Source organism: Nostoc sp. FACHB-892, from assembly GCF_014698795.1.
In the GTDB taxonomy this organism is placed as follows: domain Bacteria; phylum Cyanobacteriota; class Cyanobacteriia; order Cyanobacteriales; family Nostocaceae; genus Nostoc.
Genome location: NZ_JACJTR010000005.1, coordinates 15,243 through 30,597 on the forward strand (window position 1 = coordinate 15,243; position 15,355 = coordinate 30,597).

The window sequence follows — 15,355 nt, forward strand, 5'->3', positions numbered from 1 at the left end:
ATTTACTATGAAGAAAATTAGAGACAACACAATTAAGTTAAATCAATATTTAAAGTTGATGGGTATAGTCCCAAGTGGAGGCCAAGCCAAGCTGATGATTCAAGGTGGCGATGTCCAAGTAAACGGTATGCTAGAAACCCGACGAGGGCGGCGATTAGTACCAGGTGATAAAGTGACGATCGAAGGAAAGACTTTAGAGGTCAATTTAGATAACAATGAAGACCAAGATGTAGTAATAGATTCTTCCGAAGAAACTGAGTAAAGGATTTTATCCTAAATTGAAAAGTTCCTTTTTTACCTTGTGAGTAATGCTGCACATTTCCAACAAAGTTATTATCCCAGAGAGTGAGATTGAAATTAGTGCAATTCGTTCGCAAGGAGCGGGAGGCCAGAATGTGAATAAGGTTTCCACGGCGATTCACTTGCGCTTCGATATTGCGGCTTCATCATTACCGAATTATTACAAAGAACAGGTTTTAAAGCTGAATGATCGACGCATCACCCAAGACGGGGTTATTGTAATCAAAGCACAGGAACACCGAAGCCAAGAGAACAATCGGGAGTCAGCTTTGAAACGACTTCAAGAACTCATTCAAAGCGCAGTTGTAGTGAGGATAAAACGTAAGCCTACGAAACCAACTCGCAGTTCTCAAAGAAAGCGCCTTGACTACAAAACTAAGCACGGACAGGTTAAGTCTAACAGAGGACAAGTGATAGATGAATAAATTAAACCTTAGTACTCAATTTTGTTGCAAAATCTTACCAGAGAACTAAGGCGAATTCCTTCGATTGACACTGACCAAGGTCATGACTTAGTTGGTTAACTTGAGAGTAGCAACTATTTCTTAAAGGTGGAAAAAGATGAATAAGACGTTACTAACAATTTTGATGCTTGCACTGTTACTCTTATTCATTATCTCTCCCTTTGCTGCCCTTACTAGTTTAATGCTGCTAGTGTTAGTTTCGGCGTTTTTCTCTTTACTAGGAAACTTGTTCAAAGCAATAATTGGTGGTGACACCGACCCTAAAAGGTCATAAAAGCAAAATTCCAAATGAAGATCAGATTTCAGAACTATTGTGATGTTACAGCAAAAAGCCGCTTTCAAGGTGCGATCGCTTTGGCGCTTTCTTATTTACACTCCCCACAATTGACGAGCTTTGAGCTTAAAAATCAATTTTCATCTTAAAAGAGATATCACCAACTCGGTTGATTGTCTCACTGTCAGCAAGAACTTCCCAGCCAAATCGTTTATATAAACCCACGGCTGGGTTTGTCGCTCTGGTACTAAGTGATATTGATGGATAAGATGTTTTAGCTGATGCTAACAAATGTGTGAGTAACTGCGTTCCTATACCTTTATTTCTATGTTGAGGAAGAATGGCAATAGCTAGTTCAGGAGTTTGATCATCAACATAGCCATATCCTTTATTTTCACCTGTCAATAGACGCAGCCATGCCGCCCCTATTCGTTGATTACTACTTTCCAGAACAGCGACAAAGCCGCTATCATCTTTACGTCCCCAATCTTTAACATATTTTGCCAAATCAGGATTATTCATCGCATCCTGCACTGTCAAATTACCTTCTTTTACCAAATGCGCTGCTTCGTAAAGCATTTGCCAAAGAAAAGGCTCATCTTCTTGTGTGAGTGGACGAATAGAATAATCCATAACTCATGCCCCAAAGTCCGCTTTTGTAAAATTTAAGATAATTTACTTAGTGGTGTGGCTAAACCGTCAATGCTGACGAGATTTTTCTTCTGTTGATATTCTCGGACTCCCTCTTCGCCTTTTTTACTAGCCCAGTTTACTAAAGTCTCGCGCTCACCTTGATATTCATAGAGTGGTACGCCAAAACCACAGGAAGTCTGTATTTTGTCAATGTCAGCGACGATAATTTGACGAGTTCCAGGCATCGGCACAAACAAAGAGTACAGAGAGTCCCAGTCGGGAGAACTCGGTAAAATGGTCTTTCCTTGACCGTAAAGGCGCAGAATAGAGGCGGGTTCTTCAAAAGCGCAAAACATAAAGGTTATCCGCCCATTTTCTTGCAAATGGGCTGATGTTTCGTTACCACTGCCTGTAAGGTCTAAATAACCTACTCGGTTGGGAGAGAAGACGCGAAAGCAGCCTAAACCTTTAGGAGACAGGTTAACATGACCTGTAGGACTCAAGGGTGCAGAGCCAACAAAGAAAATGTGTTGGGCAGCAATAAAGCCTTGCAGTTCTTCAGTAATACAGTCAAAAAGTTTAGCCATAGACTATTTGCAAATTTCCCATCTTCTCAGCCTATGTCTTTGCTAAACATCTAGCAAGGCCTAACTGCCGATGTTTAAGGGAGTAGAGAGCGAGAGTTAAAAAGTATTAACGTTGCATATGCCGACTAGCCATTTGGATGGCATCAGCGATATCGACATCACCATCGCCGTCAGCATCCAAAAAAGAATTCAGTACAGAATTCCCGCCAGCTTGGGGATTCTGAACATTCGCACCTGATTTCAAAAAATTAAGTACCAAAGGTACTGCTAAAGGCAGCAATTGTTGAACTATCCCTGCATCCAATCCAGTGCGCTGGGCAGCAACCTGAGCTACCTGTTGTTGTATCTGAGGAGAAAACAGCGAATTGACGGCTTGGGGGTTAGGAGAAGTACCTGCATATTGATTAACTAGAGTTTGTGCGGCTTGATTACCATCTGTGGCTTGCTTTTGTTGTAAAGCAGAACGCACTTGACTACCGACAATAGATAAAACTGATTGGATGGTAGAAGGGTTTGTGCCAGTGCGATCGCTCATCTGCTGTACACTGTTGACAATACCTCCGAGTTGACCTAAGCTGCCCTGTTGATTGGGATTAGCAACGGCACCAAGAATTTGATCGAAAAGTCCCATAAGTTTGTTTCTCTCTTTGTTCTCAAAAGCTTGCCAAAATTGCTATTGATCTACTTAAAAGTTAGAACATGCAAGCTTCATAATGAACGAATAAAATTTCAAAAGCTACTAACTTAAGGATGAGAAATCGGTTAAGTGATACCTGCGGTGGTCACTGAGCTTGCGTTGCCCTGACTTGTACTGAGCGAATCTCGACTTTGCTCGATTTTTGCGAAGTCTAGGTTAGTACCTTTGTCATAGGGTCGAAGTGTGGGCAGAGCCAATACAAACTCTGTACCTCGATTTAACTCAGATTGGCAGGTAATTTTACCTTGATGTTTTTCTACCACAATCTGATATGCGATCGCTAGCCCTAAACCAGTACCAATGCCTCGTGGTTTAGTTGTAAAAAATGTTTCAAATATCTTTTTCTGATTTTCTGCTGAAATACCAGAGCCGTTGTCTGCAATTCGTACTATCACCAAATTATTCTGCCAGTATTCTGTGGTAATGGTGATTTCAGGGAGAAATTCGGGGTTCTCAGCCGATTTTTCCTCCAAAGCATCGATGGCATTGCTGAGAAGATTCATAAATACCTGATAAAGTAAACCTGTGTAGCCTGGAATTGGGGGAATTTCTCCATAGCTGCGAACAAGGTTAATATTATTTTTCAGGCGATTGTTCAGAATCAATAGTGTACTATCTATACAAGCGTGTAGCTCTAATAACTGCGCTTCCCCATCATCTAAACGAGAGAAATCTTTCAAACTTCGGACAATTTCTCGTGTACGGTCAGCACCAATTGTCATAGAGCTGAAGAGTTTTGGCAAATCTACTTCAAGAAACTCCAAATCAATTTCTTCTATTAAAGTTTGCAGATTAGTGGAAGGATGAGGAACTTCAGCTTTGTATGTTTGTAGTAGCGATAACAGGTCTTCAGTATAGGTTTTCGCGTGTACGAGGTTTCCAGAAATAAAATTTATAGGATTATTAATTTCGTGAGCGACACCAGCCAACATCCGTCCTAAACTAGACATTTTTTCGCTCTGAATTAAGCGAACTTGCGCCTCGGCTTGTTGTTCTTCTAAAAGGTGCTTCACCTGTTGGATTAGCTGGTTAAGGGAACTAGTTAAAGCTCCAACTTCATCTTGGGTAATTACAGGCGCTTGTAAGTCAAAATTGGCTTCTTGGGTAACTCTTTTGGCGATATTCGTCACCGCGTTAATGGGATGGGCAATAATTCTACTTGTGTAGAAAGCCAGAATTGCAGCGATCGCCACTGACAGCAGCATACTACCAATAATAATCTGAGCTTGCATGAGTGCAGCCTTTTCTTGGGCTACATCAGCTTCCTCTTGACGTTCGTGAACTGTTTTAGCAAAGTCAGTTAACTCATGGGCAAATTGATAAAACTTTAGAGCATCCTGACTTTGACTGAATTTTGAGATTAATTGCTGTGCTTTTATAGCTCCCTCTGGCTGTGAAGTTAATGGCAAAATTTGCCGAATCAACGACTTTAGTTGTTCAAAATATGTGGCTATTGGGCGGTTATGCTTTGTGAGCAGAGCTTGTAAATCCTCTTGGGAAGTGGTTTGACTAAATTCTTGTGCCTGAAAAAGCAACGTTTCCGCATCTGCCATATCGGTTTTAAAATCAGAAATTCCCCTTTGCAACGCTTGCGGTTGCTGCAAAGAAGGCAGTATTTCTTGCTGGTGGATCTGTATTACTAACAGTTCGCCTTGCAGACTACTTAACAAGCTCCCTTCTTCATCTGCCAGGATCATCTGTTGTTTAGCTTGTTGGAAATAGCGATCGCCTATTACTAATCCTGTCGTTGTTCCCAAAACTGCAACTCCCAAAGCCAGCCCGTACCCACAAAAAATTTTTTGCCGAATACTGAGCTGGTGGAATCTTTGTTTAAACCAGTTAAAGTATCTTAATTTAGGTGTAGCAGTCATGGTATAACTCGCTATTGAATTTTTTTAGTAGGCGGTTTTTCATCAAAAACAAGAAATCCAGCCGCAAGGGAGAACACATTTGATACAAAATGCGCTTTTAGTTTATCAAAAGAAGCTTTTTTGTATCCTGGTTAAAAATACTGAAACTATGAATATTAGGAGTATCTGTCTGCTAAATGTTTACAGAAGAGAGCAGGGAGAAGGTGGTCACTGAGCGAAGCCGAAGTGCGGCTTCGCTCAGTGACTGGGGAGCAGGAAAAGCAAAAAGGCTTAACTGAACCGTATTGAAATACAGATTTTTTGTAGGGGTACAGCAATGCTCTATCTTTACAAGATTATTAAAGTGAAATTGTACCAGAACCTCAACTTTCACCCTCAAAGGTTCAAATTTCACAAAAGCTGCTTCTTGCTACTCTGGTAAAAAATGCTGAAACTATTAAAATCAGAAGCATCTGCCTACTGAATATCCACTCATATTTCCCAACCATGCCTCTGCCACGCATAGTAACGCTGATTGTTGGTCTGATCGTCATTTTGGGGCTAGCCCTATGGCTAATTGATTCCCTATCGCGCCTCTATTGGCAATTGTCCTATTCGCCGTTGCTGGGCAATTTGCTGCTATTGCTGCTGATTGTCCTTATAGGAGCGTTGGTTGCCGCTTTTGTCTATTATGTACTGGTGATTCAATCTGGAGAAAAGCGATCGCGCCGCAACCCGAAGCGAGTAACTGCGGCGCAAATTCCTGCTGCTAAATCTGATGCTGCTTCTACAACTCTCCAAGCTGTACGACAACAGGTAGCGCAAATTCAAGATGAAGTAGCACGCCAAGCTTTATTAACTAAATCACGAGAGATTGAAGCTAACTTGGCACGGGGTGAGATTCAAGTAGTGGTATTTGGTACAGGGAGTGCTGGCAAAACTTCCCTAGTTAATGCGATTATGGGACGCATGGTTGGTCAAGTCGATGCACCGATGGGTACAACCCAGGTTGGAGAAACTTATTGTCTGCGGTTGAAGGGATTAGAACGCAAGATTTTAATTACGGATACGCCAGGGATTTTAGAAGCAGGGGTGGCGGGAACGGAACGCGAACAAATGGCGCGAGAACTGGCGACAGAAGCAGATTTACTGTTGTTTGTAGTAGATAATGACTTACGACGCTCAGAATATGAGCCACTGCGGGGATTAGCAGAAATTGGTAAGCGATCGCTCTTAGTGCTTAACAAAACTGATTTATATACAGATGAAGATAAAGAAGCCATTCTCGCTAGATTGCGTCAACGGGTACGGGGATTTATTAATACTAATGATGTGGTGGCGATCGCTGCTAATCCCCAATCTGCACAACTAGAAACTGGCGAAACCTTCCAGCCAGAACCCGATATTGTTCCTTTGCTGCGGCGCACAGCTGCTGTTTTACGGGCTGAGGGTGAAGATTTAGTTGCAGATAATATTCTTTTGCAATCTCTGCGATTGGGAGACGAGGCGCGAAAACTCATTGATGGTCAGCGTCGTCGTCAAGCTGACAAAATTGTAGAACGCTTTCAGTGGATTGGGGCTGGTGTGGTATCTGTTACGCCTATTCCAGTGGTAGATTTGCTAGCAACAGCTGCTGTTAATGCTCAAATGGTTGTGGAAATTGGTAGAGTGTATGGCTGTGAATTGAATATGGAACGGGGACGAGAATTAGCCCTTTCTTTAGCAAAAACCCTTGCCAGTTTAGGTATTGTCAAAGGAGCGATTCAATTATTATCTACAGCTTTGCAACTCAATGTTGCTACTTTTATTATTGGTAAAGCAATTCAAGGTGTGACAGCAGCTTATTTAACGCGAATTGCTGGTAAAAGTTTTATTGAATATTTTCGTCATGACCAAGATTGGGGTGATGGTGGAATGACAGAAGTTGTGCAGCGACAGTTTCAAATTAATCGCAGAGATGAATTTATCAAGGCTTTTATTCAAGAAGCGATCGCACGCGTAGTAAAACCGTTACAAGATAAATCGGAAGTAATTGAACACGATGAAGAAGTTAATAGTTAAAGGAGTTAAAATTAAAAGAATTTGCTTTGTTTTTTTATTAAATTTAATTAACATACACTGTATAAATGTGCTAGACTATTGGCAATTAGTCAAGAGAAAAGAACAATGCATCAAACTGTAACTCTTGAAGAAGCATTAAAGTTAATAAAACAGCTTTCATTGATAGATAAAATTCGCCTAATCGAGCAAATTGCACCCCAAATTGAACGCGAATTAATAAATATTCAGCCGAAACAGCGAAAGTCGTTACGAGGATTGTGGCGAGGTAGTAATGTTTCTGAATCAGATATTGCACAAATGCGGCAACAAGTTTGGACAAACTTCCCACGTGAGGATGTTTAATGTCTGATTTGGTAACAGACACTCATGCACTGATTTGGTACTTAGAGGATAGTCCAAACCTTAGTGTTCCTGCAAACGAAGCATTTGACAAATGCGATAGGGGTGAAATTATAATATACATACCAACAATTTGTTTAGTTGAAATAGTTTATTTGCAAGAAAGAAGACGAATATCAGCAGATATGAAATTTCTGCTAGATAATGCATTAGCTAATGAAAGTAGTGGATTAGCTTTAGTTAACTTAACAACTGAAATTGTTGATACATTATCTACGATACCACGTGATACTGTTCCAGACATGCCTGATAGGATTATTGCTGCAACAGCAAAATATATGGGTTTACCTTTAATTACTAGAGATGCAAAAATAATATCATCTGGAATAAGTATTATTTGGTAAAAACATCGTGGTCGCTAGCCGAATATACTGTTGGTTTACATAATGCAATCTTCTTAGCTAATTTTTCCTAAAATTAACTCTGAGAATTACTAAACGGATATTAATTCTCAACAATTAAGCGTGTGTATGTTCATTTTTTGCTAAAGATACAAATTTTAATAAAATATTATATTTAATTACGTAAAAATACTTAAAAATTAAACTTGTATTCTAGTATCAAAACTCTAGCAATTTATTTCTAAAGTATTCCGGAAACAGGAGGAAATGTCCGAAAAATAAATAAAAGGACTACTGAGTAACCAGGCCATGACTCACCACATAATCGGTAAATTACTACAAGGGCGTTACCAAATTGTCCAAAGCCTCGGTGCAGGGGTGTTTGGACAAACATACATAGCTGTAGATGTAGATTATCCAGAGAATCCCAAATGCGTTGTTAAACAGATCAAGGTTAGCAGTTCCGAATCAGGCTACCTGGATATGTTGAGGTTAATGTTTCTGACTGAAACTGAAACCCTTAAGCTTTTGGGAAGCCATCACCAGATTCCTGAGTTTATCGCCTGCTTTGAAGAAAACGAGCGATTTTATTTAGTGCAAGAGCTAATAGAAGGTCATGCGCTGGCTGCGGAATTACCCATTGCTCAACAGTGGGGGGCTTTGTGGAGTGAAAGCGAAGTTGTAGAATTTCTGATAGATGTCTTAGGTATTCTAGAATTTGTTCACTCTCAAGGCGTGATCCATTGCGATATCAAACCGGAAAACTTGATTAGACGTAATAGCGATCCCCTACGCAAGTTAGTTCTGATTGACTTTGGCTCAATCCAGTCTATCGATTTTGGCATAGGTGCGGAATTACCCATTTATAGAATTCCCGTCACTTCATTAGGATATATACCACCAGAGCAATTTATTGGACTAACACAGCCCAATAGTGATATTTATGCTTTGGGTATGATTGCCATCCAGGCTTTAACTGGGTTAGAACCACTACAATTAAAAGCTGATCCTTATACTAATGAAATTGTTTGGCGTTCTGAAAACACGCCAGTGAACGATTATTTAGCTGCTGTTCTCAGCCAAATGATCCGTTACGATTACCAAAACCGCTTTCAGTCTGCGAGTGAGGTACTGCGGGTACTTAAACAAATAATATGGGAACCTCAGCCATCACAAATATTAGAAGCAGATGAGCAATTTCCTCTAGAGGCGGCGGTTGCAGATGATGATTCTCAAAATTCTACATCTGGACAATCATCGCCGTTATTAACAGGAATGAAAGTAGGACTGGCGGCTAATTCTTTATTGATGGGATTTGGTGTATGTTCTTTAATTAATGCTGCACCTGCATACTCAGAAACAGAAACTTTATCTAAAGCTACAAAAGAATATCAAGCAGGAGATTTGCAAGAAGCGATCGCACTTGTTAAATCAATTCCTTCTCACAGTAATGTTTATCCAGAAGCGCAAGCCACAATTGAAGAATGGCAAGAGCAATGGCAAATAGCTGCACAGCAATACCAAATAGCTCAAACAGCTTTGAATGAAAGTAAATGGTCAGATGTTCTTGATGCTGTTGCTAAAATTCCAAATATTTTATATTGGCAATCTAAAACAGATAAACTAGTTCAGCAAGCATCGGTAAATATTGAAGCACAGACGCAAGATTTATTAGCAAAAGCTTATGAAAGCGCCGAAATAAAAGATTTTTCTGCTGCATTACAGTATCTGCGTCAAATTCCTAAAGAAAGTCGTGCGGGTGCTTTAGTTCAAGACAAGTTGGCTGAGTACAATCGCAAGCGGCAAATCAGAGCAGCTTACTTTTTACAGAAAGCTTATAAACAAGCATTTGTTGGTGATTTTGATCAGGCTATAAAATTCCTCCAAAATATTCCTAACGATACTTTAGTTTATGCTCAAGCTCAAATCAAATTGAATGAGTATACTCAAAAGCAACGTCTGCGAACTGATTATCAAAAGGTAGCTTCTGCAAAAAAGACAGATTTATTTGTCTCTAAAAACTCAGCTATTAAAATTGAATATCTCCAGGGAGGAAATTATTTGCAAGAGGTGAATATTCGGTAATTACAGCAATTCTTAAATGCATAGACTTTAGGACTAGCCCTTTCAAGGTGTGTTATTTTGCAGCTTTTTCTGGTTTAGAATCTTAGCAGTTGAAACATGGGTCAAGTTCAAGAGGTAAGTTCATTTTGGTTGAGCTTTCTTTGGATCTCGCGGATGACGGCGAAAACTTCTCAGTTTGACCTTTTTTTAATTAAAAGTTAAAAGTTAAAAATTAAGAATAATAATAATTTTTAATTAATTTGAGGTACAAGCCCCCACTGAATCTTTGGTTCAGTGGTCTACAAGACGCTCCTACCGTCTTGCAATTTTTAATTAATAATTTTTAATTTTTAATTGGAGCGTTCACGCAGCGTCTCGTAGAGAAGCGACTTGACAAGGCTTGCCAGATGTTTGAGAGTTTGTGATAATTCTGTGAAGGTCATGCTTTGAAAAACACACCACTCATTAGGAGGGATCGATCGGACAAATAACAATAGGTTGATCGCAGTTCGATTTATTTTCGGTTGCTTTGCTTTGACTTATATAACAAGCTTTGAAACACACAGATGTGCGCCCTTACTTTTCCAGACTCCAGCCCAATGCTACTGCTACTTCAGTAGCTAATTCTAAAGGATTGAATGGTTTAGCGATCGCACTGATCATTCCCATTTGATTATAGCGACGGCGATCGGAAGCCTGAATTTTGGCAGTTAAGAAAATTACCGGAATCGCTTTGGTTAAGGGATTTTCTTGTAACTTTTCAAAGGTAGCTATACCATCCATATTTGGCATCATCACATCTAGTAAAATCGCATCTGGTTGGCAAGTCTCAGCTTTTATTATGCCCTCTTGACCAGAACTCGCTGTCTCAACTTTCCAGCCTGCGATTGTTTCCAAGCAAATCTTGGCAACTTCTTGGATATATTGCTCGTTATCAACCACTAGAATTTGCTTTGTTGTCATCACTCCTATCCTCTTGTTGATTGTAAGAAATTTGCTGAAGTAACTCCATCACCCTTTGTTCAAATTCGTGGGTGGTAACACGCCCTTTGGTCAAAAATTCGGTATCTGAACTTAGTTCGCTATTTATAGTTGGCTCGTGATGACTATAACTTACAGGAATGTCGGAAGAATTTTCTAAATCAGTATTTTGTCCAGTTCTAAACAACGGCAAAGTGACGTAAAAAGTGCTACCTTCGCCCAACGTACTTTCAGCCCAGATGCGTCCACCGTGCTGTTGCATAATGCTCCTACAAATTGCCAAACCCAAGCCAGTACCATCATGGTTACGTGAATCTGAGGAGTCAACTTGTTGAAAGCGCTCAAAGATACTCTCAAGTTTGTCAGTTGGGATACCGCGTCCGGTGTCTTTGACTGTTAACAAAATTTCATCACCTTGTTGTTGCGCCCCCAACCAAACCGTAGATCCAGGAGACGAAAATTTAATGGCGTTGCTTAATAGATTGGTTAAGGTTTGGACAATGCGATCGGAATCTGCCAATACTTGGCCGGGTAGGGGAGAAATGGATAGCGTCATTCCGGCTTTATCAGCCAGAGGCTGCATGACATTTACTGCCTGAGTGATCAGATCAACGATATTGCAGATTTCTGGTTCCATCTTCGCCTTACCCGATTCGATCCGTTCAATATCTAGGATGTCGTTGATTAAGCGTACTAAGCGTTCGCTGCTATCAGTAGCAATTTGCAGCAGGCGTTTTCCCTGCTCTGAATCTGTCGCTAGTAAACCACTGGCTAGCATTCCTAGAGAGCCATGAATCGAAGTTAGAGGTGTGCGGAGTTCATGACTAACAACAGAGACAAATTCATCTTTCATTCGCTCAATTTGCTTGCGCTCTGTTATATCTCGCAATATTACTGTATAAAATATTTCATTACCCATATCTATTTTAGAGATGGAAGCCTCCGCAGGAAATTCAGTGCCATCCTTGCGGCAACCATAAATTTCACGCCGTTCTCCCATTCGGCGGGCAACATTGGGAGATTGGCCAAAGTCAGCCACATGTTGACGATGCGCTTGGAAAAAGCGCTGCGGTAAGAGTAAATCAAGACCCCGTCCAATCACTTCCTGGGCAGAGTAGCCAAAAATTTTCTCTGCTCCTTGATTAAACAAGGTGATGCTTTGGAATCCGTTGATGGAAATAATTGCATCATCAGCAATATCTAAAATCCGGGCAAACCGAGCTTGAGAAAACCGTAGTTCTTCCTGTGTCTGCTGACGTTCATCAAGTTGTGACTGCAACTGTTTATTCACGGTAATTAACTCGGCGGTGCGCTCTGCTACTCTCAATTCCAGTTCGTTGATCGCTTGCAAATTAAGTGATGAGGAGGAATTTACTTCCCCTGCTCCCCCTGCTTCCCCTGCTTCCCCTGCTCCCTTTGCCCTTCTACCCCCCTTCTCCTCTACACCCCTGTCCCCGTGCGCCACGCGCTGCCGCAATTTTAACCGTTCTAAGCGATTAACGATTCGGGTTACTAGTTCTGGTCCAACAATGGGTTTGCTTACAAAGTCATCAGCACCAACACTAAACACCTGATTTACCATCTCGGCATCGCTATGTACAGTGAGAAATAAGATGGGTAACTCACTCCACGGCGAATCATTGCGTACCAATTTGCAAAGTTCTATACCATTTGTATAGGGTAATTCCACATCCAAAATCAGCATATCTGGGGCAACCGCTTCCAAGGTTTCCCATAACTGACGCGGATCTTCAAGAGCGATCGCTGTGAGTCCCCAAGGGCTAAGTAAGGTTTGCAACAATGCCTGAATTTGGGGATCGTCATCCACAACTAATATTTTAGTTTGTGTATAAGGATCATTTTGCAACGGTTGCATCGCTGTTTTTAATGCCTGTGGAATTGGTGGTGATGCAGATATTTCCGTTGCGTCGTTTCCCTCAATTTCTCGACGCAATAACTTTACCCAACTTTCAAGGTTGCTAATCTCAGATTTACTCAAGGTTTTACCAGAACTCAATAGCAGTTCGATATTACGTGCCAATTTTGAGCCAAGAGGTAAGCCAAAAGTACCTAAAGATCCTGCTAAAGTATGCGCTTCTTTGGCTGCAAGGGAGAGCAATTTAATATTTAAACTATTTTGATTTAAAGTTGCGATCGCTTGCTCTATTACCTTCACCTGCTCATCCACCCGCCCTTGAAATCGTTGCCAAATTTCTGCAACTGCTATTAGTGCTTGCTGCTGTGATTTCAGATTTGGAACCGGGGATTTTGCATAATCTAATTCCTCCTTATTCCCTACTCCCTGCTCCCTACTCCCTACTCCCTCTTCCAGTTGTTTGAGACGATAACCAATACCATAAACTGTTTCAACTAAATCACTGGGCGCTCCTACAGCTTTGAGTTTCTGCCGTAACCCTTTAATATGAGTGCGAACAGCTTCTTCTTGTGGAGTATCTTCATAAGACCAAAGATGTTCTAAGATCATGCCGCAGCTAAACACCCGGTGACTATTTCGCAAGAATAGTTCTAACAGAGCAAACTCTTTTGGGGTAAGTGTTAGCAGATTGCCAGCATAGATAACTTCACAGCTACTAGGGTTTAGCTGCAACTTACCATACTCCAATATTGGTTGTGAGATTGCGCCTTTGCGACGCAATAGGGCCCTAATCCGAGCAATTAACTCTTCTTGTTCAAAGGGTTTAACTACATAGTCATCTGCGCCTGCATCTAACCCAGTTGCTTTTTCATGACTACTATCGCGCCCTGTCAATAACAATATTGGCATTTGTAGACCACTAGACCGAATTTGACGACAAAGACTAATGCCATCCAGCTTGGGCAAACCTACATCCAAGAGAATTAGATCATAATCGTAAACTTGAATCAAATCCCAAGCAGCATCACCATCAGTAGCAACTTCAACCGCATAGTTTTGGTTAGTCAAAACGGCGGTAAGTGCATAGGCATTTAACTCGTCATCTTCTACAACTAAAAATTTCATGTTAAAAGCTTTAGAAGTTAAAATGTATACAACAGACAACAAGCAATAAACATAAATTGCAAAACAAATTACAGGGTTTTTAAATAATTAAACCACACCATTCCCTATCCCTACACTCTCTAACTGAGTCATGATCTTTCGAGTCATAAAACTCCCAATACGCTACAACAGAAAAAAGGCTCTACTAAAACCTGTGAAAAAACGAGTAACCCTCACCTTCCCGAAACGCGCTGTGCAAATGCCAGTCACTTACGTCCTGGCCAAAGAGTTCAATGTCGCTGCCAATATTATCCGTGCCCAAGTTGCGCCAAATCAAATTGGCAAACTGGTAGTGGAACTATCGGGAGATATCGATCAATTAGATGCAGCGATCGAGTGGATGCGATCGCGCCATGTTAACGTTTCTTATACTTTAGGCGAAATTGCGATCGACGAGGATGTGTGTGTCCACTGTGGTTTGTGTACTGGGGTTTGCCCTACCGAAGCCCTCACCCTTAACCCAGAGACATACAAACTGACATTCACGCGATCGCGTTGTATCGTTTGTGAACAGTGTATCCCTACCTGTCCTGTACAAGCAATCTCCACTAACCTTTAACAATTTAAAATTGATATTATTCCAGTTTAAACACATCCGCAATTACACTACTATCACCCACCAACCTCGTTTTTGCTGGAGAATCATAAACTACCAATAGCGAAGCCATACCACCTACCTCTTGAAACAGCGTTATTCCCTCAGCATGATCTTCCCGATTTCCATAAGGAATATCTTGCACAAAATCTGGATTGCTGAAAACATCTTCTGGCAAGTTAACGCCATTTTTCCAGCGATAAACTTGTACGGGCCCATCTAAATCCATCGTTGGCCCAGCTAAAATCAACAAATCTTTTCCATCTATACGCAAATCCCGAATTCCCAAACCATTTAACCAGAGAAAATGCTTTTTATATAACTCCTTTGCTTCTCCAATTTGCCGTAATTTCAAAATTCCAGGGCTAGAATCTTCTAACTCAATTTCTAGCATTACAGCCCAACCCCGCAATACAGGGCCACGCAAACCCAAAAAAATACGCTTTTGATTAATGGCTATTCCTTCAATATCAAAGCCGTTATCTTTTCCCGCAATTTCAGCCTTGATAAATAAGCCTAAATGAGCATCATCTGCTAAAGCCGTCATCAGCAAATTACCCTGGGTCGTCACCTCTAGTTTTGCGGCATTTAATTGCACATCTGGATTTTCGGGATGTGGGCAAGATGAGAATAACTTGCCGTCTATCAAAGGAATCCGTCCTAAGAGGTAACGGTTGGGTTCTGATTCAATTTTTGCCAACCTTTTAAAGTTTTGTGCATCGGTTTTATCGGGTTTAGCTTTTTTACGTTTGTAGCTATGAGAACCAACAAACCACAAGTAATTATCTGTATAAGCAAGTCCTTCTATATCAATTTCTTGGTCTTCTGGCGCAGGTAAATCGATAAATTCTGCTACTCTAAATTGTTGATGGCCTGTAAATTTATTAGTATCAACCAAAGATAGACGTTCAATAGTCGAGGTTTCATCTGACCCCAACCATAAATATTTATCGTTGGTTAGCAGCACTGCTGATAAATCTTCTCTATGCTCTTTAAAATTATCTACAAAAGTCAAAAAAACTTGATTGAGAAAATTTGAGTTTGCCATTTTATTATTCCATAAAGATTA

15 protein-coding genes are annotated in these 15,355 nt (G+C 40.7%); 8 read left to right on the forward strand and 7 right to left on the reverse strand.

The features are described from left to right. Nucleotides 1-7: 7 nt before the first annotated feature. The 3 genes from H6G96_RS08575 (at nucleotide 8) to H6G96_RS08585 (ending at nucleotide 1,038) form a co-directional block, all read left to right on the forward strand. Nucleotides 8-262 carry an RNA-binding S4 domain-containing protein gene (locus H6G96_RS08575; protein WP_190911063.1) on the forward strand — a complete coding sequence of 85 codons (255 nt, stop codon included), beginning with the start codon at nucleotides 8-10 and terminating at the stop codon, nucleotides 260-262. 46 nt (nucleotides 263-308) lie between these two features. Next, the gene (gene arfB / locus H6G96_RS08580; RefSeq protein WP_190911064.1) at nucleotides 309-725 is read left to right on the forward strand and encodes an alternative ribosome rescue aminoacyl-tRNA hydrolase ArfB; all 417 of its coding nucleotides are present in this window, start codon (nucleotides 309-311) and stop codon (nucleotides 723-725) included. Nucleotides 726-861: 136 nt separating this feature from the next. After that, a complete protein-coding gene (locus tag H6G96_RS08585; RefSeq protein WP_190911065.1) occupies nucleotides 862-1,038 on the forward strand; it encodes a hypothetical protein in 177 nt (58 codons plus the stop codon). 126 nt (nucleotides 1,039-1,164) lie between these two features. Here H6G96_RS08585 and H6G96_RS08590 read toward each other — a convergent pair whose 3' ends face one another. The 4 genes from H6G96_RS08590 to H6G96_RS08605 form a co-directional block, all read right to left on the reverse strand. Next, entirely contained in the window at nucleotides 1,165-1,671 is a 507-nt protein-coding gene (locus H6G96_RS08590; protein ID WP_190911066.1) for a GNAT family N-acetyltransferase, read from the reverse strand. A gap of 32 nt (nucleotides 1,672-1,703) precedes the next feature. Next, complete coding sequence (locus H6G96_RS08595) at nucleotides 1,704-2,258, reverse strand: pyridoxamine 5'-phosphate oxidase family protein (protein ID WP_190911067.1); 555 nt, start codon at nucleotides 2,256-2,258, stop codon at nucleotides 1,704-1,706. A gap of 106 nt (nucleotides 2,259-2,364) precedes the next feature. Next, nucleotides 2,365-2,889, reverse strand: a complete 525-nt coding sequence (locus H6G96_RS08600) for a DUF937 domain-containing protein (protein WP_190911068.1) — start codon at nucleotides 2,887-2,889, stop codon at nucleotides 2,365-2,367. Nucleotides 2,890-3,020: 131 nt separating this feature from the next. Further along, nucleotides 3,021-4,826, reverse strand: a complete 1,806-nt coding sequence (locus tag H6G96_RS08605) for an ATP-binding protein (RefSeq protein ID WP_190911069.1) — start codon at nucleotides 4,824-4,826, stop codon at nucleotides 3,021-3,023. A 486-nt stretch (nucleotides 4,827-5,312) separates the two neighbouring features. Between H6G96_RS08605 and H6G96_RS08610 the strand changes: the two genes are divergently transcribed. The 4 genes from H6G96_RS08610 to H6G96_RS08625 all read left to right on the forward strand — a co-directional run bounded on the left by H6G96_RS08610 (nucleotide 5,313) and on the right by H6G96_RS08625 (nucleotide 9,691). Next, the gene (locus tag H6G96_RS08610; RefSeq protein ID WP_190911070.1) at nucleotides 5,313-6,866 is read left to right on the forward strand and encodes a GTP-binding protein; all 1,554 of its coding nucleotides are present in this window, start codon (nucleotides 5,313-5,315) and stop codon (nucleotides 6,864-6,866) included. Nucleotides 6,867-6,971: 105 nt separating this feature from the next. Further along, nucleotides 6,972-7,208, forward strand: a complete 237-nt coding sequence (locus tag H6G96_RS08615) for a hypothetical protein (protein ID WP_190911071.1) — start codon at nucleotides 6,972-6,974, stop codon at nucleotides 7,206-7,208. Next, nucleotides 7,208-7,609: a type II toxin-antitoxin system VapC family toxin gene (locus H6G96_RS08620; protein ID WP_190911072.1), complete on the forward strand. Its 402-nt coding sequence runs from the start codon at nucleotides 7,208-7,210 to the stop codon at nucleotides 7,607-7,609. Before H6G96_RS08615 ends, H6G96_RS08620 begins: the two co-directional genes overlap by 1 nt. 306 nt (nucleotides 7,610-7,915) lie before the next feature. After that, nucleotides 7,916-9,691 carry a serine/threonine-protein kinase gene (locus H6G96_RS08625; protein ID WP_190911073.1) on the forward strand — a complete coding sequence of 592 codons (1,776 nt, stop codon included), beginning with the start codon at nucleotides 7,916-7,918 and terminating at the stop codon, nucleotides 9,689-9,691. A gap of 555 nt (nucleotides 9,692-10,246) precedes the next feature. Here H6G96_RS08625 and H6G96_RS08630 read toward each other — a convergent pair. Then, the gene (locus tag H6G96_RS08630; RefSeq protein WP_190911074.1) at nucleotides 10,247-10,633 is read right to left on the reverse strand and encodes a response regulator; all 387 of its coding nucleotides are present in this window, start codon (nucleotides 10,631-10,633) and stop codon (nucleotides 10,247-10,249) included. Then, nucleotides 10,605-13,652 carry a response regulator gene (locus tag H6G96_RS08635; protein ID WP_190911075.1) on the reverse strand — a complete coding sequence of 1,016 codons (3,048 nt, stop codon included), beginning with the start codon at nucleotides 13,650-13,652 and terminating at the stop codon, nucleotides 10,605-10,607. The genes H6G96_RS08630 and H6G96_RS08635 overlap by 29 nt, the downstream gene beginning before the upstream one ends. A 193-nt stretch (nucleotides 13,653-13,845) precedes the next feature. Here H6G96_RS08635 and H6G96_RS08640 point away from each other — a divergent pair, with 193 nt between their 5' ends. Then, a complete protein-coding gene (locus H6G96_RS08640; protein ID WP_190911076.1) occupies nucleotides 13,846-14,250 on the forward strand; it encodes an NIL domain-containing protein in 405 nt (134 codons plus the stop codon). A gap of 16 nt (nucleotides 14,251-14,266) precedes the next feature. Here the strand turns inward: H6G96_RS08640 and H6G96_RS08645 are convergent, their stop codons facing one another. Beyond that, the gene (locus H6G96_RS08645; protein ID WP_190911077.1) at nucleotides 14,267-15,334 is read right to left on the reverse strand and encodes a DUF3616 domain-containing protein; all 1,068 of its coding nucleotides are present in this window, start codon (nucleotides 15,332-15,334) and stop codon (nucleotides 14,267-14,269) included. Between the last annotated feature and the right edge of the window lie 21 nt (nucleotides 15,335-15,355).